22 protein-coding genes, 1 tRNA gene and 1 riboswitch are annotated in these 20347 nt (G+C 71.9%); of the genes, 10 read left to right on the plus strand and 13 right to left on the minus strand.

Annotated elements, in window-relative coordinates:
- Nucleotides 1-147 precede the first annotated feature (147 nt).
- Nucleotides 148-663: a glycine zipper 2TM domain-containing protein gene (locus tag IM725_RS15825; RefSeq protein ID WP_193781602.1), complete on the minus strand. Its 516-nt coding sequence runs from the start codon at nt 661-663 to the stop codon at nt 148-150.
- An 89-nt stretch (nt 664-752) separates the two neighbouring features.
- Between IM725_RS15825 and IM725_RS15830 the strand changes: the two genes are divergently transcribed.
- Nucleotides 753-1331, plus strand: coding sequence for a flavin reductase family protein (locus IM725_RS15830; protein ID WP_193781603.1), 579 nt, complete (start codon nt 753-755; stop codon nt 1329-1331).
- 21 nt (nt 1332-1352) lie between these two features.
- Here the strand turns inward: IM725_RS15830 and IM725_RS15835 are convergent, their stop codons facing one another.
- The 7 genes from IM725_RS15835 to mdcA are packed head-to-tail and all read right to left on the minus strand — an operon-like array spanning nt 1353 to nt 7619.
- Entirely contained in the window at nt 1353-2264 is a 912-nt protein-coding gene (locus IM725_RS15835; RefSeq protein ID WP_193781604.1) for an acyltransferase domain-containing protein, read from the minus strand.
- Nucleotides 2261-3223: a triphosphoribosyl-dephospho-CoA synthase MdcB gene (mdcB, locus tag IM725_RS15840; protein WP_227753865.1), complete on the minus strand. Its 963-nt coding sequence runs from the start codon at nt 3221-3223 to the stop codon at nt 2261-2263. Before mdcB ends, IM725_RS15835 begins: the two co-directional genes overlap by 4 nt.
- Nucleotides 3220-3933 carry a malonate decarboxylase holo-[acyl-carrier-protein] synthase gene (mdcG, locus tag IM725_RS15845; RefSeq protein WP_193781605.1) on the minus strand — a complete coding sequence of 238 codons (714 nt, stop codon included), beginning with the start codon at nt 3931-3933 and terminating at the stop codon, nt 3220-3222. Before mdcG ends, mdcB begins: the two co-directional genes overlap by 4 nt.
- 7 nt (nt 3934-3940) lie before the next feature.
- Nucleotides 3941-4639: a biotin-independent malonate decarboxylase subunit gamma gene (locus IM725_RS15850; RefSeq protein ID WP_193781606.1), complete on the minus strand. Its 699-nt coding sequence runs from the start codon at nt 4637-4639 to the stop codon at nt 3941-3943.
- A gap of 10 nt (nt 4640-4649) precedes the next feature.
- Nucleotides 4650-5594, minus strand: a complete 945-nt coding sequence (locus IM725_RS15855; RefSeq protein WP_193781607.1) for a biotin-independent malonate decarboxylase subunit beta — start codon at nt 5592-5594, stop codon at nt 4650-4652.
- On the minus strand, nt 5591-5902 hold the full coding sequence (gene mdcC, locus IM725_RS15860) for a malonate decarboxylase acyl carrier protein (protein ID WP_193781608.1): 312 nt from the start codon (nt 5900-5902) through the stop codon (nt 5591-5593). Before mdcC ends, IM725_RS15855 begins: the two co-directional genes overlap by 4 nt.
- A gap of 19 nt (nt 5903-5921) precedes the next feature.
- On the minus strand, nt 5922-7619 hold the full coding sequence (gene mdcA / locus IM725_RS15865) for a malonate decarboxylase subunit alpha (protein ID WP_193781609.1): 1698 nt from the start codon (nt 7617-7619) through the stop codon (nt 5922-5924).
- A gap of 143 nt (nt 7620-7762) precedes the next feature.
- Here mdcA and IM725_RS15870 point away from each other — a divergent pair, with 143 nt between their 5' ends.
- The 4 genes from IM725_RS15870 to IM725_RS15885 all read left to right on the plus strand — a co-directional run bounded on the left by IM725_RS15870 (nt 7763) and on the right by IM725_RS15885 (nt 11529).
- Entirely contained in the window at nt 7763-8419 is a 657-nt protein-coding gene (locus IM725_RS15870) for a GntR family transcriptional regulator (protein ID WP_193781610.1), read from the plus strand.
- 151 nt (nt 8420-8570) lie between these two features.
- On the plus strand, nt 8571-8993 hold the full coding sequence (locus IM725_RS15875) for a tripartite tricarboxylate transporter TctB family protein (protein WP_193781611.1): 423 nt from the start codon (nt 8571-8573) through the stop codon (nt 8991-8993).
- A 7-nt stretch (nt 8994-9000) separates the two neighbouring features.
- Nucleotides 9001-10503 carry a tripartite tricarboxylate transporter permease gene (locus IM725_RS15880; protein ID WP_193781612.1) on the plus strand — a complete coding sequence of 501 codons (1503 nt, stop codon included), beginning with the start codon at nt 9001-9003 and terminating at the stop codon, nt 10501-10503.
- Nucleotides 10504-10596: 93 nt separating this feature from the next.
- On the plus strand, nt 10597-11529 hold the full coding sequence (locus IM725_RS15885; RefSeq protein WP_193781613.1) for a hypothetical protein: 933 nt from the start codon (nt 10597-10599) through the stop codon (nt 11527-11529).
- Here IM725_RS15885 and IM725_RS15890 read toward each other — a convergent pair.
- On the minus strand, nt 11511-11969 hold the full coding sequence (locus IM725_RS15890) for a hypothetical protein (RefSeq protein ID WP_193781614.1): 459 nt from the start codon (nt 11967-11969) through the stop codon (nt 11511-11513). The two genes, IM725_RS15885 and IM725_RS15890, sit on opposite strands and share 19 nt — an antisense overlap.
- A 107-nt stretch (nt 11970-12076) precedes the next feature.
- Nucleotides 12077-12251: riboswitch (yybP-ykoY riboswitch) on the plus strand.
- 7 nt (nt 12252-12258) lie between these two features.
- Here IM725_RS15890 and IM725_RS15895 point away from each other — a divergent pair.
- Complete coding sequence (locus tag IM725_RS15895) at nt 12259-12837, plus strand: TMEM165/GDT1 family protein (RefSeq protein ID WP_193781615.1); 579 nt, start codon at nt 12259-12261, stop codon at nt 12835-12837.
- A 4-nt stretch (nt 12838-12841) separates the two neighbouring features.
- Here the strand turns inward: IM725_RS15895 and IM725_RS15900 are convergent, their stop codons facing one another.
- Both IM725_RS15900 and IM725_RS15905 read right to left on the minus strand, forming a co-directional pair.
- Entirely contained in the window at nt 12842-13225 is a 384-nt protein-coding gene (locus IM725_RS15900; protein WP_193781616.1) for a hypothetical protein, read from the minus strand.
- A gap of 3 nt (nt 13226-13228) precedes the next feature.
- The gene (locus IM725_RS15905; RefSeq protein WP_193781617.1) at nt 13229-13429 is read right to left on the minus strand and encodes a hypothetical protein; all 201 of its coding nucleotides are present in this window, start codon (nt 13427-13429) and stop codon (nt 13229-13231) included.
- 249 nt (nt 13430-13678) lie between these two features.
- Here IM725_RS15905 and IM725_RS15910 point away from each other — a divergent pair, with 249 nt between their 5' ends.
- The 3 genes from IM725_RS15910 (at nt 13679) to IM725_RS15920 (ending at nt 18950) form a co-directional block, all read left to right on the plus strand.
- A complete protein-coding gene (locus IM725_RS15910; protein WP_193781618.1) occupies nt 13679-15631 on the plus strand; it encodes an MASE3 domain-containing protein in 1953 nt (650 codons plus the stop codon).
- Between the two features lie 260 nt (nt 15632-15891).
- Nucleotides 15892-17631, plus strand: coding sequence for an ABC transporter permease (locus IM725_RS15915; protein WP_193781619.1), 1740 nt, complete (start codon nt 15892-15894; stop codon nt 17629-17631).
- A 5-nt stretch (nt 17632-17636) separates the two neighbouring features.
- The gene (locus tag IM725_RS15920) at nt 17637-18950 is read left to right on the plus strand and encodes an ABC transporter ATP-binding protein (RefSeq protein WP_193781620.1); all 1314 of its coding nucleotides are present in this window, start codon (nt 17637-17639) and stop codon (nt 18948-18950) included.
- 54 nt (nt 18951-19004) lie between these two features.
- Here IM725_RS15920 and IM725_RS15925 read toward each other — a convergent pair whose 3' ends face one another.
- Nucleotides 19005-19391, minus strand: coding sequence for a response regulator (locus tag IM725_RS15925; RefSeq protein ID WP_193781621.1), 387 nt, complete (start codon nt 19389-19391; stop codon nt 19005-19007).
- 55 nt (nt 19392-19446) lie between these two features.
- Entirely contained in the window at nt 19447-19827 is a 381-nt protein-coding gene (locus tag IM725_RS15930) for a response regulator (protein ID WP_193781622.1), read from the minus strand.
- Between the two features lie 124 nt (nt 19828-19951).
- Here IM725_RS15930 and IM725_RS15935 point away from each other — a divergent pair.
- Nucleotides 19952-20038: transfer RNA gene (locus tag IM725_RS15935), tRNA-Ser, on the plus strand.
- The last annotated feature ends 309 nt before the right edge of the window (nt 20039-20347 follow it).

The raw sequence follows: 20347 nt of genomic DNA on the forward strand, positions 1-20347 counted from the left end.
GGGGGAGAGTGGGGGCCCGCCCCGGAGGGGCCAAACCTCATTCAACGAACTTCAAACCCAGCCCCGCAGCCAAGTACCGTGGACCAGGCACCGAGACCCAGGCCCCGGGAGCAACCCGCCGGGGCCCAGCAACCCCAGCGTGGATCCTCAAGCAGGATCCACCGCCACCCGCACCCGGATGGTCGGCCCCGGCTGCTGCGCCATCATGGTCGTGCCCGCCACGCCCTTGTACTCGTAGTTCACGCGCCAGCCGGTGATGCGGTTCTGCACCTCGTTGACGGTCTGGCAGGTGCGCACTTCGCGCGGCGTCTCCACGTACTGCGGGCCGCTGCGGTTCTGGTTGGCCAGGTTGTCGCCGGTGAAGGCACCCACCACGGCGCCCAGCGCGGTGGCGGCTTCGCGGCCATGGCCGCCGCCGACCTGGTTGCCGATGAGCGCGCCCGCGACGCCGCCGAGCACGGCGCCGCCGTAGTTGCGCTCGCCGCCGCTGTTGACCTGCTGCACCTGGTTCACCACCTGGGTGCTGCACTGCTGGCGGGGCACGGTGACGCTTTCGTACTGCGGCTCGGCACTGCGCACGCGCGCCTGGTCGAAGTAGGTCTCGGCCTGTGCGCCCAGCGCGAGGACGGCCAGGGCGGGGATGAGCAGGGTCTTCTTTTGCATGTGTCGCTCCTTGCGTCTGTGATGGCGGAATGATGCATGGCTCAGCATGAACACAAGCTGAACGTTTCAGGCTGTTTACGATTGCTTGCATGAACAGCGATTTCCGTCCGGTCGAGCTGCGCCACGCCAGCCGCCTCATCAACCATGGCCCCACCGTGCTGGTCACCAGCGCGCACGGCGGGCGTTGCAACGTCATGGCCGCCGCCTGGTCCATGCCGGTGGAGTTCACGCCGCCGCGCATCGCGGTGGTGATCGACAAGAAGACCTTCACGCGCGAACTGGCCGCTGCCAGCGGCGGCTTCGCGATCTGCGTGCCCGGCGCCGCGCTGCTGGACTTCACCTACGCCGTGGGCAGCTGCAGCGGCCGCGACGGCACCGACAAGTTCGCCCGCCACGGCGTCGCGCACCGGTCGGGCCCGGTGCTGGGCATGCCGGTGATCGAGGCCGGCTGCGCGGCCTGGATGGAATGCAGGCTGCTGCCCGAACGCCACACCGAGGACGCCTACGACACCTGCTTCGCCGAGGTGGTGTCGGCGGCCGCGGACGCCCGCATCTTCAGCGGCGGCCACTGGGATTTCCGCGAGGACAACAGCGCGCTGCAGACCCTGCACCACTTGGGCGCCGGCCGGTTCGTGGTGGCCGGCGGGGTGGTGCAGGCCGGCGGCTGAAGGACGCGCGCCGGCCCGCGTTCAGCCCTGCCGGCGCACCCAGTCCGCCGCGCCCTCGGGGCTGCGGAAGTCGTCCAGCGAACGCGCCGGGATGTCGGGGTGGCGCGTGGCCCACATGCGGGCCAGGGCCTGGCCGCCGCCGATCTCCAGCACGCAGCCGGGCCGGCGCTCGGCCACCGCCGCCATGCAGGCGTCCCACTGGACGGCCTGCGCGAGCTGCGCCGACAAGGCCAGGGCGATGCGGGCCGGTTCGCGCAGCGTGCCGCCGGTGGCGTTCATCGCCACCGGGCAGCGGGGCGCGGCCAAGGGCAGGGCGGCGAGCAGCTGGGCGAAGCCCGCGACGGCGGGGCGCATCCAGGCCGTGTGCGAAGCCAGCGCGACGCAGATCGGCTTGAACTGGGCCCGCCCGGCCAGCGCCGCCTCGGCCCGCTGCAGGGCCTCGCGCGAGCCGCCGTAGACGTTGTTGTCGGGGTCGATGCGGATCGCGCATTCCAGCCCCGGCACCGCGGCCAACACCTGCTCGCGCGGGACCTGGCTGATGGCCAGCATGCCGGTGTCGTGGCCGGCGACGGCGGCGTCCATCAGGCGGGCCCGCCCGGCGGCGAGCTGCAGGGCCTCGTCCGGGGTGAAGACGCCCGCCGCCGCGCAGGCGGGCAGCTCGCCGATGCTGTAGCCCGCGACCACCACCGGGTCCTCGGGCAGCAGCGGCGCCATGACGGCCCAGGCCGCGAGCGCGGTGCCCGTGACCAGCGGCTGGGCCACGGCATTGCGCGAACGGCAGGCGCCGTCGTCCAGCAGGGTGCGCCACGCGGGCGTGCCCAGGGTGCGGCCCAGGGCCTGCAGCACCGGCTGCGCGGGCGCGGCCGTGTCCAGCCAGGGCAGCATGGCGGCGTGCTGCGAGCCCTGGCCGGAGAAGAGCAGGGCGACGCTCATGGCGCGCACACCCGGTCCAGCCACCAGGCGCAGCCCAGCAGGTCGGCCGCGCCACCGGGCGAGAGGCGGCGGGCCACGAAGCGGTGGTGCAGGGCCCAGGCGCGCGCCCGCCAGCCCGCCTGCAGCGCCCCGCCGGCCGTCATGAAGGCACGCGCCTCGTCCTGGGCGAAGGCCAGGCCCGCGGCGCCGCCGCGGTGGGCGAGGTTGGTGTCGTCCAGCACGGCGATGGTGGCCATGAGCGCGTGCACCAGCGCCGCCTCGCCGCTGCCCAGGGCGCGGCGGGCCTCGCGCAGCGCCGGCAGCGTGCTGCCGAAGAGCACGGGAAAGCCCAGTGCCGCTTCCTCGCCCGCGCTGCGCAGGCCCAGGGCCTGGGCGACGCGCTGGCCCTTGGACACGGGCGGCAGCGCGGCCGCGCGCCGTGCGCGCAGGGCCAGGGCCTCGCCCCAGCCCTCCAGCAGCGCGTCCTGCACGGCCTGCGGCGTGCGGGGCGCCTGGCGGGCGCCGGCCCGGCCGGCGGCGGCGCAGAGCAGGCCCAGCGTGAAGATCGCGCCGCGGTGCGTGTTGGTGCCGCCTGTCGCTGTCATCATGCGGGCCTCGGCCTGCAGGCCCAGGGCCTGCAGCGCGTCCATGGAGGCACCGTGGGCGCCGGCCTGGGCGATGGCGGGGAAATAGCTGCGCAGCGCGAACAGGCTGCGCATGAAGGTGCTGGCGTCCATGTCGGCATGGCTGCCGGTGTCGGCAAAGGAGACCAGCCCCGGCTTGGGGGCCAGCGCCAGCTCGTGGTAGAGCGCCAGCGTGGCCAGGCGCCCCAGTTCGCGCGGGGCCGGAAAGGCCCCGGCGGCGGCGTCCGCGTCCGCCGATGCGGCGCCGGGCCGGCCCGGCGCCAGCGCCACCCCCCCCGGGGGGACCGGCCGTGCCGGGACGTCCCCCATGCGCCATCGGCGTGCGGGGGCGCTCATTCCAGGCCTTCCTGCAGGGCCGACGTGCGATCGGCCAGTTCGGCCGCCTCGGGCCTTCCCCCGCCCAGGGCCATCGCGCGCGACTCCAGCGCCACGCCCTCCAGCCGCTTGGCCAGCACGGCAGCGACCCGGCCTTCGCACAGGGCCTGCCACTCGCGCCAGGCCACGCCGGCGCCGCCGGGCAGCAGCAATTCGCCGTCCAGGCGCGGGCCGTCCCAGGCCCAGCCCTGCAGCAACCCGGTGACCGCATCGGCCTGCGCGCCGCTGGCCACGGGCAGCAGCAGGTCCAGGTCCGAGCCCTCCCGCAGGTGGGGCAGCCCGCTCAGCAGCTGCCAGCCGTGGCTGCCGTGCACGCGGGCCGTGCAGCCCAGGGCCTGCAGGTCCCCGCACAGGCGGCGCCAGGCCGGCTGCAGCGCCGGCGCCAGCAGCGGCCCGGCCGCGGCCGCGGCGGGAAAGTCTCCTTGCGCCACCACATCGTCCAGGGCGCAGCGCACGGCCAGCTTGCGCCGGCCCCAGCGCTCGGGCGCCGCCAGGCCCAGGGCCAGCCGTGCATCCCCGGGGGCCTGCCGCGTCACCACCAGCGGCAGCCGCTGCGCGGCCCACCAGTCCAGGCACTCGCGCGCGACGGCGTCCGGCGCCTCCTGCCGCAGCGCGGCCCAGGCCGGGGGCGAGATCCAGGCCAGTGCGTGGCGCGGGCAGGTCTGCGCCATGCGTGCCTCAGGCGGCGAGCACCTGCTCGATCACCGACTGCGCCAGCCGGCGGCCGCCACGGGCGGCGCCATCGCGTGCGCGCAGGTCCTGGGGGCTGGCGCTGGCGAGCGCCTCGGCCAGCGCGGCCCGCAGGTCGCCCTGCCACAGCGCGCGCACGCCGCCCATGGCCACGTAATTGGCCACCCCGGGGGCGAACACCGGGTTCGACTGCGACAGCTGCGTGAGCAGGTCCTCCGGCAGCTTGGTCACGCGCGCCATGGCCGGGATGCGCATGACGCGGATCTCGGCCTCGGGCAGCGCATCGCAGGCATCGGCCACCAGGCCGGACGTGATGAAGCCGCCGGACAGCGCCTGGTCGTACACCAGCCCCAGCACGCGGTGGCCGCGGCGGCGCGCCAGGTCGATGCAGCAGCCCAGGTGCGCCATCGCGCGGTTGATGCCCAGCATCTCGTCCTGGCGGCGCAGCTGCTGCCCCTGCGTGTCGATCAGCAGCAGCAGGGTGCGGCCGGGGTGGTCGCGCAGCGTGTCCAGCACCACGCGGGCCTGCGCCAGCGCGAGCGCCACGCCGATGGGCGCGTGGCCGGTGGTGCCGACCACGGCCAGCGTGCCGCCGTCGAAGTCGGCCTCGCCGGCGAGCAGCTCGCCCTGCTGGCGGATGCGGTGGTCCTCGCCGAAAAGTGCGCGGGCCAGGTCTTGCCATTGCATAGGGGGCTCCTCAGGCGGCCAGGGGGAGGACCGCGGCGGGGCGCAGCGCGCGCACCTGCGAGGCCTCGAGTTCGGGAATGCTGGCGGCCTCGGCGATGCCGAGCAGCCGCCAGAAGGCCATGGCCTCGGCTTCGTCCCCGGCCAACGCCAGGCGTGCGGCCAGGGCGGCATGTTCCTGCTCCAGGCCTTCGAGCGTGACCGGGCGGGAGGCGTCCGGGCGCCGCAGGCAGGCCAGCGCCGCGTCGCGGAAGGCCTGCACGTCGTCGTCCACCAGCAGGTCGCAGTCGCCGCTGAGCCAGCGGTGCTTGCCGCCCGTGGTGCGCCAGACCAGGCCGCGGTCCTTGGCGTCGAATTCCTCCACGCCGTGCGAGGCCTCGATCACTTCGGGCCCGGACATGGCGAGGCGTCCGATGTCGCTCATCACGACGCGGTCGCAGCAGCGCGCGACGATGCCCATGCCGCCGAAGCAGCCGTTCGCCCCGCCGATGAGGGCGAGGACCGGAATGCCGGCGTTGCGCACGTCCAGCACCGCCCGCATCACCTCGGACACCGCGATCAGCCCGGCGTTGGCCTCGTGCAGGCGCACCCCGCCCGATTCGGCCAGCAGCAGCACGGCGACGGGCCACTCGATCAGGGCGCGCCGCAACAGGCCGGTGAGCTTGGCGCCGTGCACCTCGCCCACGCCGCCGCCCATGAACTCGCCCTCCTGCGCGGCGACGAACACCGGCAGGCCGTCCAGGCGCGCGCGGCCTATGGCCACGCCGTCGTCGAAGGCGCTGGGCACCGAGAGCTGGGCCAGGTGCGGGCTCATCACGCGGGCGGCGGGCGGCAGCCACTCGTGGAAGCTGCCCGCGTCCAGCAGCCGCGCGAGCCGTTCGCGCGCGCTGCATTCGGCCCAGCTGACGTGGGGCAGGGCCGTCGCTGCCGCGGCGGTTGATGTCAGGGGGGTGTTCATGGGGCCCTCCGGGGCAGGCTGGCGGCGGCCTGTTCCAGGCGCAGGCTCACCACCGCGGGCGTCGCGCCCATGTCGTGGATGGAGACGGTGGCCCCGGCCAGCGGGTGGCGGGCGTGGAAGTCACGCACCACCGCTTCCCAGATCGGGCCGAAGCCGCGGGCCGAGGTCTCGATGCGGAAGGCGCAGCGGGCCCCCGGCGCGGGCTCCACCAGCACCTCCAGGTTGCCGGAGGCGACCACGCCCACCAGCACCGGCGCGAAGGCCGCGGCCGGCTGCGTGCCGGGGAATTCGTAGTTCAGGGTTTCCATGCCGGACATCGTGGGCACCTCACCAGTTGCGGAATCGCGCGGGCGGACGGTACAGCCCGCCGGAGGCGAGCGAGAGCTCGCGCATGGAGCGGGCCGCGAGCAGGTTGCGCGTGGCCAGCCGCACGTCCACGCCCAGGTCGGCGGGGCGGCGGATCACGCCGCGGTCGCGCAGGTTCTCCACCATGCGGCGGTCGCGCGCCAGGCCCACCGGCGTGTAGCCGGCCACGCCACGGATCGCCTGCTCGCGCTCCTCGTCGGTGCGGCACAGCAGCAGGTTGGCGATGCCTTCCTCGGTCAGCACGTGCGTCACGTCCTCGCCGTAGATCATCACCGGCGGCAGGTCCATCTTCGCCTGCCGCGCGAGTTCCCAGGCGTCCAGGGTCTCGACGAAGGCGGGCTGCATGTGCTCGCGGAAGGTCTCCACCATCTGCACCACCAGCTTCTGGCCGCGCGGCGTGCCGCGCGCGCCGCCCAGGCCGTCGCGCGCCTCGCGGCCGGCCTTCAGCCAGGCGGGGCTCGAATGGCGGCGGCCGCGCGCGTCGGCGCCCATGTTGGGCGCGCCGCCGAAGCCGGTGATGCGGCCCGCCGTGGCGGTGGAGCTGTTGCCGGCCAGGTCCATCTGCAGCGTGGAGCCTATGAACAGGTCGCAGGCGTAATGGCCGGCCGCCTGGCAGAAGGCGCGGTTGCTGCGCAGCGAGCCGTCGGCCCCGGTGAAGAACACGTCGGAGCGGGCGCGGATGTAGTCCTCCATGCCCAGTTCGGAGCCGAAGGAATGGATGGACTGCACCCAGCCCGCCTCGATGGCCGGGATCAGCGCCGGGTGCGGGTTCAGTGCCCAGTGGCGGCAGATCTTCCCCTTCAGGCCCAGCGACTCGGCGTAGGTCGGCAGCAGCAGCTCGATGGCCGCGGTGTCGAAGCCGATGCCGTGGTTCAGGCGCTGCACGCCGTACTCGGCGTAGATGCCCTTGATCGCCATCATGGCCATCAGCACCTGGATCTCGGAGATCTGGGCGGGATCGCGCGTGAACAGCGGCTCGATCAGGTTGGGGCGCGGCGCCTGCACCACGAAGTCCACCCAGCCGGCCGGGATGTCCACCCGCGGCACCTTGTCGACCACCTCGTTCACCTGCGCGACCAGGATGCCGCCGGAGAAGGCCGTGGCCTCGGCGATGACGGGCGTGTCCTCGGTGTTGGCGCCGGTGTAGAGGTTGCCCTCCGCGTCCACGGAATGCGCGGCCACCAGCGCCACCTGCGGCGTGAGGTCCACGAAGTAGCGCCCGAACAGCTCCAGGTAGGTGTGGATCGCGCCGATCGACAGCCGCCCCTGCGAGAGCAGTTTGGCCAGCCGCCCGCCCTGCGGGCCGGAGAAGGAGAAGTCCAGCCGGCTGGCGATGCCGTTCTCGAACACGTCCAGGTGCTCGGGCAGCGAGATGACCGACTGCACCATGTGCAGGTCGTTCACCTGGGCCGGGTCCAGCTGCACCAGGGCCTTGGCCAGGAAGTCGGCCTGCTTCTGGTTGTTGCCTTCCAGGCAGACGCGGTCGCCGCTCTCGATCACGGCCGAGAGCAGGGCCACGGCGCTGGCGGTCGCCACGCGCTTGCCACCGCAGTCGCCGCCTAGCGCAGGGCCCAGGGCCTCGGCGGCGCGGGCCAGGCGCTGGGCGCGGCGGCGGGCCCGGTTGTTCCAGGGCGCGATGCCGGTGCCGGGGTGGTTCATCGACCGGGTCTCCAGGTGACGGGGTGGGGCGCCGCTTCGGCCGGCGGCCCAAGTCGGGCATTCATGATAAGGCCAAATTGTATAATTTGCCGACGTGTTTGTATTCATTTGCCCGTAATCTTGTACACGAATAGACTGGCGGGATGAGCCGACTGTCAGAAACGCTGCGTGAAGCGATCGAGGAAGAGGTCGCCACCGGCAAGCTGCTGCCGGGCACCCACCTGGACGAAATCGAGCTGGCCCAGCGCTTCGGGGTGTCCCGCACCCCCATCCGCGAAGCCCTGAGCCTGCTGGCGGGCGAAGGCCTGATCGAGATCCGGCCGCGCCGTGGGGCCGTGGTGGCCAGCGTGTCGCCGCAGCGCCTGCTGGAGATGTTCGAGGTGATGGCCGAACTCGAGGCCATGTGCGCCCGGCTGGCCGCGCGGCGCTCCGCCGAAGCGGACCTGCAGCGCCTGGACGAAGCCCACCAGGCCTGCCGCAGTGCGGCCGCCGAACGCGATCCCGACGCCTACTTCTACGCCAACGAGCGCTTCCACACCGCGCTGTACGCGGCCTCCCGCAATGAGTTCCTGGGCGAACAGGCGCACGCGCTGCAACGCCGACTGCGGCCCTACCGCCGCCTCCAGCTGCGGGTGCGCAACCGGCTGCAGCGCTCCTTCGACGAGCACCAGGCCATCCTGGACGCGGTGCGCGCGGGCGACGAGGCGCGCGCGATGGAGGCCACGCGCGGCCACGTGGTGGTGCAGGGCGAGCGTTTCACCGACCTGCTTTCCAGCATCGCGCAGCTCGAAGCCGCTTGAGCGGCCGGGCGCGTCTCAGGGTCAACCCTGAGACGCCATCGCACGGGAGCACTGACCTGGCGCTGACTTGCTACGCGATAACACGTAGCATCGCAGCACCCCGCGGGCCCTACGCTCGCAGGATCCCCTTCAACTTGTCCATGCCTTGCCCATGATCAACCAGAACCTCGCCCGCGGCCTGTACCTGCTGGCGATCTCCCTCGTGTTCGGCATCTGGTCGACGCGCTACGACATCGGCAGCTTCAGCCGCGCCGGCCCGGGCCTGTTCCCGCTGATGATCGCCTGCCTGCTCGGTCTGATCGGCATCGCCACCGTGGTGCGGGCGCGCATGATGGCCCCCGAGGCCATGCACTTCAACTTCAAGAACGTGGCGCTGGTGATCGGCAGCCTGTGCGGCTTCGCGCTGATCTCGGAGCACGTCAACATGACGGCCGGCATCATCTTCATGGTCTTCTGCTCGACCTTCGCCGGCACCTCCTACTCGGTGGTGCGCAACATCAAGCTTTGCGTGGGCCTGCTGGCCATCGCCTTCGCCATGGCCAAGGGCCTGGGCGTCAACCTGCCCCTGTTCTGAGAACCCCATGCAAGAAATCCTCTCCAACCTGGCGTTCGGCTTCGGGCACGCGCTGACGATCCACAACCTGATGTACTGCGCGATCGGCTGCGTGGTGGGCACGCTGGTGGGCCTGCTGCCCGGCCTGGGCCCGCTGGCGACCATCTCGCTGCTGCTGCCGCTCACGTACTCCATCCCCACCGGTGGCGCGCTCATCATGCTGGCCGGCATCTACTACGGCGCCCAGTACGGCGACAGCGTGTCGGCGATCACCATGAAGATCCCGCACGCCAGCTCCATCGTGGCCTGCATCGACGGCTTCCAGATGACGCTCAACGGCAAGACCGGCCTCGCGCTGTTCACCGCCGGCATCTCCAGCTTCATCGGCGGCACCGTGGCCATCATCGTGCTGGCGACCCTGGCCCCCAAGCTGGGCGAGGTCGCCTTCCTGTTCGGCCCGGCCGACTACTGCGCGCTCATGCTGGTGGGTTTCGTGTGCGTGAGCTTCGTGACCACCGGCTCGCTGCTCAACGGGCTGGCGATGAGCCTGATCGGCGTGCTGCTCGGCTCCATCGGCACCGACGTCAACTCGGGCGTGGCCCGCTTCACCATGGACATGCCCTTCCTGGCCGACGGCGTCGGCCTGGTGAGCGTGGCCCTGGGCTGCTTCGGCATCGCCGAGATCATCAAGAACCTGGACGCCAAGAGCACCCAGACCCCCTTCAACGGCAAGATCAACCTGATCCCGACCTGGCCTGAGTTCAAGCGCATCATCCCCAGCGCGCTGCGCGGCTCCATCATCGGCTCCTTCCTGGGCATCCTGCCGGGCGGTGGCCCGACCCTGGCCCAGTTCGGCGCCTACGCGGCCGAGAAGAAGTTCAGCAAGTACAAGCACGAGATCGGCAACGGCGCGATCGAGGGCGTGGCCGGCCAGGCCGCCGCCGACGAAGCCGCCGCGCGCACCAGCTTCATCCCGCTCATGGCCATCGGCATCCCGGAGAACGCGGTCATGGCGCTGATGCTGGCGGCCTTCATCGTCAAGGGCATTCAGCCCGGCCCGAACATGATCGCCTCCCACCCCGACCTGTTCTGGGGCCTGGTGGCCTCCATGTGGATCGGCAACGTGTTCCTGGTCGTGCTGAACGTGCCGCTGGTGCGCTTCTGGCTGTCGGTGTTCAAGATCCCGTACACCGTGCTGTTCCCGTCCATCCTGTTCTTCTGCTGCGTGGGCACCTTCAGCATCAACAACAACCTGGACGACATCTTCATCACGGCCACCTTCGGCCTGGTGGGCTACCTGTTCCTGCGCCTGAAGCTGGAGCCGGCGCCGCTGCTGCTGGGCTTCATCCTGGGCCCCATGCTGGAGGAGAACTTCCGCCGCGCGCTGCTGATCAGCCGCGGTGACTTCAGCCACTTCGTGATGCGCCCCATCAGCGGCTCCCTGCTGGCCCTGGTCGCGATCTTCATGCTGTGGCAGCTGGTGTCCTTCATCCGCCAGCCCATGCGCCCGGCCGGGCACGTGGCCGAATAAGGCGGGCGCATCGCCCGCCCACGACGGCGCCTTCGGGCGCCGTCGTCGTTTCAAGGCCGAGCACCGCGGCCGGGATGCACGTAAGCTCGCGCCATGCCATCTCCCACCCGCGCCCTGCTGGCCGTCCTCCTGTGTGCCGCGACCCTGCCCGCCGCGGCGCTCGAGGTCTGGAACGACACCGCCAACCTGTCCAACCCCGAGATCGAGGCCTGGCTGCAGGACAAGCTGCCCCCGGCCCACCGCGACGCGGCGGCGCAGCCCGGGCGCGCGGTCTACGTCTCCGTGCGCTCGCTGCGCGCGGGCGTGCACGGCACCGGCGCCCTGGTGTGCGAGGCGCAGCTGGGGCTCACGCACCAGCCCGGGCCCGGCCTGCGGCCGCGTGCGCCCAGCGCCTTCTTCCCGGCGGTGGACCGCGTCGCCACGCGCGACGAGCCCAGCCCGCGCCAGTTGCGCGACTGCGAGAGCGGGGCCCTGCGCGCCGCGATCCAGGCGGCGGCCCAGGCCCCGCTGGAAGACTTCACCCGCAACCTGGAGGCCACGCGCGAGGAGGGCGGCACGGCCGCCCCGGACCTGCCGGCCGATGCGTCACGCGCGCGGCTGTACCTGGCCGGCCTGCGGCGTGAAGGGTCGGGCGCGGTGATGCAGGCCCTGCCCGATGAATTCCTGCAGGCCTACGACTACCGGCGGGGTTCGGTGGTGGTGCTGGCGCAGGGCTTCGTGCTCAGGCAGCGCAGGGTGTGCTTCGCCAGTGCCGGGCTCGCGGGCCGCTACCCGGACGGGCGCAATGCGCGCGTGCCCGCGGTGGCCGGCACGGTGGTGCTGGACGAAACGGCGCGCGGCGCCGGCCTGGGCGCGGCGGCCCTGGAGGCCTGCCGCAGCCGCGCGGCCGCCCAGGCGGTGGCCCGCCTGCTGGCCCAGCGCTGGGACGAGGACGAACTCTTCAGCGATTACGCGACCACGCGCGAGGCCGCGGTGGCGCTGCCCGACTTCGAGGCGATCGCCCGGGCTCAGCCGAGCAGGCCGTAGGCCAGGCCGGCAAAGGCGGCCGCGCCGGCCGCGAAGGCCAGCGCCTCGCGCCAGGGCGCGACGTGCGAGGCCGCTTCCAGCGGCTCACGCCGGCGCTGCGCGAAGGCGCGCGCCACCGAATGCGCCTGCTGAACCTGCACCGCGGCCAGCCCGGCCGGCACGCAGCCGCCGAACACGTACAGCAGCGACAGGGCCAGCGGCCCCTGGCCCGTGCCCTGGCCGACCCAGGCCCCCAGCAGCAACACCCCGGCCATGAAGCCGCCCAGCATCAGCAGGTGGCGCCGGGTGGTGCGCCGGAAGCGGGCGAACTGCCGGGAGCGCAGGAAGCTTTCCTCGTTGGCAGCCGGCGCGCGGCGCTCGGGCGCTGCGCCGCAGGCGGGCAGCAGCGGGGCCGCGGCCGTGGCGTGGGCGGCAGCGAGGATGCGGAATTCGTCTTGCATGGCGTTCGAGGGAGTGAGCGTCGCGATGCCACGAGCATAGGCGCGGGCGGGCCGCGGCCAAGGCTCCAACAGGCGGGCAAATGCCGGGCTTTTTCCGGGCCGGGGCTACAATGCGCGGGTCATTGGGGAGTAGCCGCCCTTCGTTCCCCGAAGGGGCGCGCGTCAACATGCTTGGCCTTCGGCCATGGCGCCCGCAGTCCCGCACCTGGCAAGACCTTTGACCATGCCACACCGGCCGCGCCGGGGGTGCGGCGTGGTCAATCGCGTCATCCCGGCCGTACTGCAATCCATGGAATCACTGCTCATCTCCACCGGCGTCGTCGCCCTGGCCGAAATCGGCGACAAGACGCAGCTGCTGGCCTTCCTGCTGGCCGCCCGCTTCAAGAAGCCGGTGCCCATCGTGCTGGGCATCCTGGCCGCCACGCTGGTGAACCACGGCCTGGCCGGCGCGCTCGGCGCCTTCATCACCAGCCACGTGAGCCCGCAGGTCATGCGCTGGGTGCTGGGCCTGTCCTTCCTGGGCATGGCCGCCTGGACGCTGGTGCCCGACAAGATCGAGGAGGAGGAGGCCCAGGTCGCGCAGCGCTTCGGCGTCTTCGGCGCGACGCTGGTCACCTTCTTCCTGGCCGAGATGGGCGACAAGACGCAGGTCGCCACGGTGGCACTGGCGGCCCACTACCCCAACCCGGTGCTGGTGGTGGCCGGCACCACGCTGGGCATGCTGATTGCGGACGTGCCGGCGGTGTTCATCGGCGACCGGCTGGCCGGGCGCATTCCCATGAAGCTGGTGCACGGCGTCGCCGCCGCGGTGTTCGCGCTGCTGGGCCTGGCCACCCTGTTCGGGCTGGGCGCGGGCCTGGGCTTCTGAGCGCCTAGTGCGGCGGCGCGTGGCGCGGTGCCGCCGGCGCCTGCGCCAGCGAGCGCGGCAGGCGGCTGCGCGCGGGCGCACTCACGGTCTCGATGTGGTGCATGGCGAAGCGCTCGCCGTGCGATTCGGACAAGGCCGCGGCCAGGTTGCTGCGCAGGAACCACAGCGACTGCAGGTCGCCGGCCTGTTCGATCTGGCGCCGCAAGCGCAGGCCTTCCGTGCCGTGGGCCTGGACGGCCAGGGCGTGCATGCCGCTGCGCAGCCTTTCGCAGGCCACGGCCTCGTCGGTGCGCGCGGGCGGCCGGGTCGGCCGTCCCGGCAGTTCGGGGTCATCGTCCAGCGAGCCGTGCCCCGACAGCAGGGACCAGAAACTGCGAAACAGGGTCATGGCTCAGAGGACCGCGGGCACCGTGGATTGCGCCCAGCTTGCGCTGCGGCCGGGCACGCCGCGCGTGTGCGTCCACATCCAGAGCACCTGCGCGGCGATCTGCCGGCTCTCGTCGTCGAGGCTGCCCAGCCGGCTGGCGGGCGCAGCGCCCGCCCAGACCGCTTCGAGCAGGTCGGGCAGCTGGGGGTGGGATGTCTGGGTCATGATCGCGTTAAACAACTAAATCGGTGTAATCACAATATACAACATAAATACTGTGATCCCTGCGCGGTGCCGGGGCCGGCATGCGCGGGGCGTGCAGTTCTTCACGCTGCTCCGTGAATTCGCGTCCGGGGGCGCGGGCGGGGCGGCCGGCCGGCCTTGATGGAGGTCAACGATGCCCGGGGATGGGGCGATGATGATGGGCTGGATTGACATCCCGGTGACAAGGAAGCGGCGCACCCCCCCAAGCCCATGAAAGCCCTGCGTGACCTGAGCCCCGAGCAGCGCCGCAGCCTGGCCGCGCTGGGCCTGGCCACGGCCGTGCTGGGGGTGCTGCTCAGCGGGCCGCTGCAGTTCCGCCTGCCCACCGAACTGAACGCCGGCGTGCATTCGGTGCTGGAGATGGCTGCCATCGCCATTGCCAGCATCGTCTTCGCGGTCGGCTGGAACGCCTACGGGCGGCGTGGACGCGACACCGACGCCGTGGTCTGGCTGGCCTTCCTGGCCGTGGCCCTGGTGGACGGGCTGCACACGCTGTCCTTCGAGGGCATGCCGGCCTTCTTCGGGCCTTCGGGCCGCGGCAAGGCGATCTTCTTCTTCCTGGCCGCCCGCCTCATCGCCGGGCTGGCCCTGCTGTACCTGGCGCTGCCGCGGCGGCGTGCGCTGCTCACCCGCATGCAGGCCCACCTCCTGCTGGCGATCACCGTGGCGCTGGCCGTGGGCGTGGGCGCGGCCGGCATCCTGCTGCCGGGGCTGCGCGAGCTGTTCTTCGTGCCCGGGTCGGGGCTGACCCCCTTCAAGAAGGCCTGCGAGTACGTCGTCGTGGCGATCAACCTCGCGGCGGCGCTGCTGTTCCTGGCCCGGCCGCAGGAGCCCGGCCGCTCGTCGCACCCGCTGCTGATGCTGGCCTGCGGGCTGATGGCCCTGAGCGAGTGGTCGCTCACGCGCTACGTGGCAACCTCCGACGGCCCCAACGTCATCGGCCATTTCTACAAGGCGCTGGCCTACCTGGTGATCTACCGCGCCATCGTCGTGCGCACCGTGAGCCAGCCGCTGGCCGAACTGGACACGGCGCGGCTGGAACTGGTGGCCACGCAGCAGGAGTACCGGGAGCTGATCGAGGCCAGCCTGGACGGCGTCGTCGTCCTGCTCTACAGCGGCCGCTTCCTGTCCATGAATGCGGCCGGCCAGGAGATCATGGGCTACACGGTGGAGGAGGTGAACCGCCAGGGCGGCGTGCGCCTGCTGCACGTGGGCGAGGACCCGCGCTCGCGGGCCTTCCTGGCCGAACTGCGGCGCGCGCGCCGCGCCCGCGGCCGCATCGCGCTGCGCTGCCGGCGCGGCCCGGTGGAGATCGAGGCCTCGGCCAACCTGTACCAGCTGCCCTCGGGCCAGGACCTGGTGTGCATCATCTTCCGCGACGTGACCGGGCAGATCCGCCAGGAGCAGGAGATCCGCGAGCTCAATGCCACGCTGGAGCACCGGGTGGAAGAGCGCACCGAGGAACTGCAGCGCCGCAACCGCGACCTGGAGGGCCTGTCGTACGCGCTGGCGCACGACCTGCGCGGCGACATCTCGCGGGTGCAGGGCTACGCCGGTGCGCTGGCCCAGGCCCTGGCGCCCGCCCCCGGCACGCCGCCCGCGCACTGGCTGGACCGGCTGGACGCCAACATCCGCCGCATGCACGAGACCGTGGACGGCCTGCTGGCCCTGGCCATGGTGTCCACGGCCACGGTGGAGCCCGGCGAGGTCGACCTGGCGGACCTGGCCCGCGCCAGCGAGCGCAACCTGCGCGAGCAGGAGCCGCTGCGCCGGGTGAGCGTGCGCGTGCCGCCCTCGCTGCCGGTGCGGGGCGACCGGCGCCTGCTGGGCGTGGCCATGGACAACCTGCTGGGCAACGCCTGGAAGTTCACGCGCGACGCGCAGGATGCGCAGATCGAGGTCGGCATGATGCCGGCCGCGGACCCCGCGGCGTCCGGCACCCGCGTGTATTTCGTGCGCGACAACGGCGCCGGCTTCGACATGGCCCACGCGCACCGGCTGTTCGAGCTGTTCCAGCGCCTGCACGACCAGGGCAGCTTCAGCGGCCACGGCGTGGGCCTGGCAACCCTGCGCCGCATCATCGAGCACCACCACGGCCGCATCTGGGCCGAGGCGCATCCGGGGCAGGGCGCGACCTTCTTCTTCACGCTGGCCGCGAGCTGAAACCGCGCACGGCGCGTGCGCGTCAGCATGGATTCAGCCCGCGCGGCGGCATAATGCGGCCTCCTCCACTCGACGGCCTTGCCATGAACCCAGCGCCCAGTTGCTGGCTCTCGCCGTCCGGACCTTCAGCGACCGACACGACCGTGTCATCCCGCTGACAGATTCTCGGGCGACGGGGGCGATCCACCTTCCTCCACCGCCCGATGACGGCCCGGCGCCTGCCGCGGCCCCGCCCTCGGGCCCAATGCCCGCGAAACTGCATGTTCTCCGTCTTTTCCTCGCGCCGCGCAGGAACCTCGCTGCTGGCGACCACGCCCAACCGCTGGGACTGGGCCCTGCTGCCCATCGTCCTGGGGGTGATGGCGGCGCTGGCCTTCGCCGCCATGCAGATGAGCCGGCCCTTCGTCATCGGCGAGCCCACGCCGATCTCGTTGGACCCCTGGCAGCTGCCCTACTACCTGCTGCGCACCATCCTGCGCATGTTCACCGCGCTGGCCTGCGCGCTGGTGTTCAGCTTCGTCTTCGCGACCCTGGCGGCCAAGTACCGGGCCGCCGAGAAGGTGCTGATCCCGCTGCTGGACGTGCTGCAGTCGGTGCCCATCCTGGGCTTCCAGGCCATCGCCATCGCGCCCTTCATCGCGCTGTTCCCGGGCAACCTGCTGGGGGTGGAGTGCGCGGCGATCTTCGCCATCTTCACCTCGCAGGCCTGGAACATGGCCTTCAGCCTGTACCAGTCGATGAAGACCATCCCGCCCGAGCTGGGGGAGGCGGCGCGGGTGTTCCGGCTCTCGGGCTGGCAGCGCTTCTGGCGCCTGGAGCTGCCCTACGCCACGCCCGGCCTGCTGTGGAACATGATGATGTCCATGTCCGGCGGCTGGTTCTTCCTGGTCGCGGCGGAGGCGGTGTCGGTGGCCAACCAGGACATCAAGCTGCCCGGCATAGGCGCCTACATCGCCGTCGCCATCGCCGGTGAGGACGGCCGCGCCATCCTGTGGGCGATCGTCGCCATGCTGGCCGGCATCGTGCTGTACGACCAGCTCTTCTTCCGCCCGCTGCTGGCCTGGGCCGACAAGTTCCGCTTCGAGGAGTCGCAGAGCGACACGGCGCAGAAATCCTGGCTGCTGGACTGGGGCCGGCGCAGCGCCTTCATGCGCGCCGCGACCGACCGCTTCTGGGCCCAGATGCGCAAGACCCTGGGCTGGTTCGGCACGCGCGAGCCGCAGGTCCGCGCCCCGGCCCTGCGCCGCGTGGGCGGCTGGCCCTGGGGCCGCATCTGGGACGTGCTGCTGGTGCTCGCCGGGCTGGCCGCCGCCTGGGCCTTCTTCGCCTACGTGCGCGGCGCGGTGGGCGGGCGCGAGGCGCTGCACGTGCTGGGGCTGGGCTTCATCACCCTGGCGCGCGTGCTGGTGCTGATCGCGCTCGCCTCGCTGGTCTGGGTGCCCGTCTCGGTGTGGATCGGCCTGCGGCCGGCCTGGTCGCAGAAGGTGCAGGCCCTGGCCCAGTTCCTGGCCGCCTTCCCGGTCAACCTGATGTTCCCGCTGGTGGTCTACGTGCTCGTGACCTGGCGGCTGAACCCCAACATCTGGCTCAGCCCGCTGATGGTCTTCGGCACGCAGTGGTACATCCTGTTCAACGTGGTGGCCGGCGCCTCCACGCTGCCCACCGAACTGCGGCTGGCCGCCGAGAACCTGGGGCTCAAGGGCTGGCTCAAGTGGAAGCGTGTCTACCTGCCGGCGGTGTTCCCCAGCTTCGTCACCGGCGCCATCACGGCCAGCGGCGGCTCCTGGAACGCGAGCATCGTCTCCGAGTACGTGACCTGGGGCCAGACCTCGCTGGTGGCCGACGGCCTGGGCAGCTACATCAAGCAGATGACCGACAAGGGCGACTTCCATCGCATCGCGCTGGGCATCGCCGTCATGTGCATCTTCGTCATGCTCCTCAACCGCTTCTTCTGGCGCAAGCTCTACCTGCTGGCGGAAGACCGCAGCAAACTCGGGTGACTCCCATGGCCCAATCCCTGCTCGACCTGCGTGAGGTCCGCAAATCGTTCCGCACTGCGGACGGCGCACCCCGGCGGGTGCTCGACGGTGTCAACTTCGTGCTGAAGGAGGGCGAGATCGTCGCCCTGCTCGGCAAGTCCGGCTCGGGCAAGTCCACGCTGCTGCGCATCATGGCCGGGCTGACCCCGGCCGACGGCGGCAGCGTGAGCTACCGCGGCCGCCCCGTCGACAGCCCGGTGGACGGCATCTCCATGGTGTTCCAGTCCTTCGCGCTCTTCCCCTGGCTCACGGTGCAGCAGAACGTGGAGCTGGGCCTGGAGGCGCAGGGCGTGCCGGCGGCCGAGCGCGAGAAGCGGGCCGACGCCATGCTGGACCTCATGGGCCTGAGCGGCTTCGGCGGCGCGCTGCCGCGCGAGCTCTCGGGCGGCATGCGCCAGCGCGTGGGCATCGCCCGGGCGCTGGTGACGCAGCCCGACGTGCTGCTGATGGACGAGGCCTTCTCGGCGCTGGACGTGCTCACCGGCGAGACCCTGCGCACCGACATCCTGGAGCTGTGGGAAAGCCGCAGCATGCCCACGCGCGGCATCCTGGTGGTGTCGCACAACATCGAGGAGGCCGTGATGATGGCCGACCGCATCGTCATCCTCTCCAGCGACCCCGGCCGCGTGCGCAGCGAGTGCGTGATCGACCTGCCGCGCCCGCGCGACGCCGACTCGGCGCAGGTGCGGGCCTTCATCGACGAGGTCTACGGCCTCATGACCATGCGGCCGGTCCACGTGCCGGCGGTGCCCGCGGCGGCCGCGGCGGTGGACTACCGCCTGCCGGACACCGACGTGAATCGCATCGAGGCCGTGCTGGACCTGCTGGCCGACGAGCCCTTCCATGGCCGCGCCGACCTGCCGCAGCTGGCCGAGGAGGCCGAGCTGCCGGACGAGGAGCTGTTCCCGACCTACGAGGCGCTGGGCCTGCTGGGCCTGGCCGTGGTGGACAAGGGCGACATCGCGCTCACGCCCCTGGGCCAGCGCTATGCCGATGCCAGCCAGCCGCACCGCCAGGAGATCTTCGGCCAGCAGCTGCTGCTGCACGTGCCGCTGGCCTCGCGCATCCGCCACGACCTGGAGGCCGAGGCCGCGGGCTCCATGAAGGAGGAGCCCTTCATCCAGCTGCTGGAGGAATCCCTGGACGCCGAGGAGGCCAAGCGGGCCCTGGAGATCGCGATCGAGTGGGGCCGCTACGGCGAGGTCTACGAATACGACTTCAACGCCGGCCTGCTGACCCTGCCCGACGAAGCCGACATGGCGCCGGCCACGCCGGCCTGAGGCCGGGGCGGCGCGCCGCCGGACGTGGGTGGGGCGCGGCCGGCGTGCTGCGACTCAGTCGGGCACGGCCTCGGGCGCCGGCAGCAGGCGCTCGAAATCCTGCGGCAGCCCGGGCTTGGAAAGCACCTCGTCGAAGCCGGAGTGCATCAGCAGCTCGCGGTCGTCGTGCGAGGTCGCGGTGTAGGCGACCACCCGCATGCGGGAGGTGCGCGAGTTGCGCCGCAGCCGCGACACGATGGTGGTGCCCGCGCCCTGGGGCAGGAAGATGTCCACCAGCGCCGCCTCGGGCGGCTGCACCAGCATCGCCTCGACGAAGCTGTTGGCATCGGCGAAGAGGTGGACGCGCCAGCCCTGGCGCCGCAGGCAGGCCTCCGCGTGCTTGCGGGCCACCTCGTCGTCGTCCAGCACGAACACCCAGCCGGGCCTCAACAGGTACTGCATCCCAACCCTCCTTCAACGGCCACGGGCCGAACGGCTGCCGGCGCACCGGCGGGGGTCAATGGCTGCTGCGCGCGCCAAAGACGAACATCCTTGCGAAGTCGCGCGGCTGGGCGGGCTTGGGCAGCACGCCGTCGAAGCCCTGGGCGATCAGCGCGTCGCGGTCCACCGCGTGCAGCGCGGTGTAGGCCACCACGCGCATCCTTCGGCTTGCGAGGGCCCGGCGTATGCGGGCCGCCACCCAGTGCCCCGAGAGCTGCGGCGAGGACACGTCCACCAGCGCGGCTTCGGGGCGGTGCAGGGGCAGGGCCTGCACCAGGTCCGCGCCATCGCCGAAAGCCTTCACGCACCAGCCCAGGTGCAACAGGCAGGACTCGGCGTGCTGCCGCGCGAGCGTGTCGCCATCGAGCACAAAGATGCTTCCGCGTGCCAGTGTCATGTCCTGCGTTGCCGGCAATACTTCGATTTGAACGATTGTACTGATAAAATTGTTTAAAGTAAATCATGGGCCGGCGCAGCGACGCGGCGGGTGGACCCCGGCCTTGGCCGATAATCCGGCACCCGGAGAGTTGGCAGAGCGGTTGAATGCACCGGTCTTGAAAACCGGCGATGTCGCGAGACATCCGTGGGTTCGAATCCCACACTCTCCGCCGGGCATGTCCTGTGCCGCAAATCCCGTTCCCGTCCAAGCGAACTGGCCGCCCACGCAACGCCGTTCGCCGCGCGCCACGCACCGCGGCTGTCAACGGCCGCATGCTGCCTGGCGTTGTGGAAGCAAGGGCCGGTGCACCCCACCGGCCTGGCAAGCCCAGACAGCAAGATGGGCCAGTCGAGCCGGCTGATCCGGCCTGAAGTACAAGGACGATCGACATCATGAAACGCTCTCTCGCAGTTGCCCTGGCCCTCCTCGTGAGCGCCTCCGCCTTCGCGCAAGCCGCTGCGCCCGCGCCCGCCGCGAC

The sequence above is a fragment of the Ramlibacter aquaticus genome (assembly GCF_015159745.1).
In the GTDB taxonomy this organism is placed as follows: Bacteria; Pseudomonadota; Gammaproteobacteria; order Burkholderiales; family Burkholderiaceae_C; genus Ramlibacter; species Ramlibacter aquaticus.

Coding starts and splice junctions, on each gene's coding strand:
- IM725_RS15885 (WP_193781613.1), top strand. CDS start 10,597: ATGCCATCTCCCACCCGCGCCCTGCTGGCCGTCCTCCTGTGTGCCGCG.
- IM725_RS15895 (WP_193781615.1), top strand. CDS start 12,259: ATGGAATCACTGCTCATCTCCACCGGCGTCGTCGCCCTGGCCGAAATC.
- mdcG (WP_193781605.1), bottom strand. CDS start 3,933: ATGGCGCAGACCTGCCCGCGCCACGCACTGGCCTGGATCTCGCCCCCG.
- IM725_RS15915 (WP_193781619.1), top strand. CDS start 15,892: ATGTTCTCCGTCTTTTCCTCGCGCCGCGCAGGAACCTCGCTGCTGGCG.
- IM725_RS15920 (WP_193781620.1), top strand. CDS start 17,637: ATGGCCCAATCCCTGCTCGACCTGCGTGAGGTCCGCAAATCGTTCCGC.
- IM725_RS15925 (WP_193781621.1), bottom strand. CDS start 19,391: ATGCAGTACCTGTTGAGGCCCGGCTGGGTGTTCGTGCTGGACGACGAC.
- IM725_RS15890 (WP_193781614.1), bottom strand. CDS start 11,969: ATGCAAGACGAATTCCGCATCCTCGCTGCCGCCCACGCCACGGCCGCG.
- IM725_RS15930 (WP_193781622.1), bottom strand. CDS start 19,827: ATGACACTGGCACGCGGAAGCATCTTTGTGCTCGATGGCGACACGCTC.
- mdcC (WP_193781608.1), bottom strand. CDS start 5,902: ATGGAAACCCTGAACTACGAATTCCCCGGCACGCAGCCGGCCGCGGCC.
- IM725_RS15875 (WP_193781611.1), top strand. CDS start 8,571: ATGATCAACCAGAACCTCGCCCGCGGCCTGTACCTGCTGGCGATCTCC.
- IM725_RS15905 (WP_193781617.1), bottom strand. CDS start 13,429: ATGACCCAGACATCCCACCCCCAGCTGCCCGACCTGCTCGAAGCGGTC.
- IM725_RS15900 (WP_193781616.1), bottom strand. CDS start 13,225: ATGACCCTGTTTCGCAGTTTCTGGTCCCTGCTGTCGGGGCACGGCTCG.
- IM725_RS15830 (WP_193781603.1), top strand. CDS start 753: ATGAACAGCGATTTCCGTCCGGTCGAGCTGCGCCACGCCAGCCGCCTC.
- IM725_RS15855 (WP_193781607.1), bottom strand. CDS start 5,594: ATGAACACCCCCCTGACATCAACCGCCGCGGCAGCGACGGCCCTGCCC.
- IM725_RS15910 (WP_193781618.1), top strand. CDS start 13,679: ATGAAAGCCCTGCGTGACCTGAGCCCCGAGCAGCGCCGCAGCCTGGCC.
- mdcA (WP_193781609.1), bottom strand. CDS start 7,619: ATGAACCACCCCGGCACCGGCATCGCGCCCTGGAACAACCGGGCCCGC.
- IM725_RS15880 (WP_193781612.1), top strand. CDS start 9,001: ATGCAAGAAATCCTCTCCAACCTGGCGTTCGGCTTCGGGCACGCGCTG.
- IM725_RS15870 (WP_193781610.1), top strand. CDS start 7,763: ATGAGCCGACTGTCAGAAACGCTGCGTGAAGCGATCGAGGAAGAGGTC.
- IM725_RS15850 (WP_193781606.1), bottom strand. CDS start 4,639: ATGCAATGGCAAGACCTGGCCCGCGCACTTTTCGGCGAGGACCACCGC.
- IM725_RS15835 (WP_193781604.1), bottom strand. CDS start 2,264: ATGAGCGTCGCCCTGCTCTTCTCCGGCCAGGGCTCGCAGCACGCCGCC.
- IM725_RS15825 (WP_193781602.1), bottom strand. CDS start 663: ATGCAAAAGAAGACCCTGCTCATCCCCGCCCTGGCCGTCCTCGCGCTG.
- mdcB (WP_227753865.1), bottom strand. CDS start 3,223: ATGAGCGCCCCCGCACGCCGATGGCGCATGGGGGACGTCCCGGCACGG.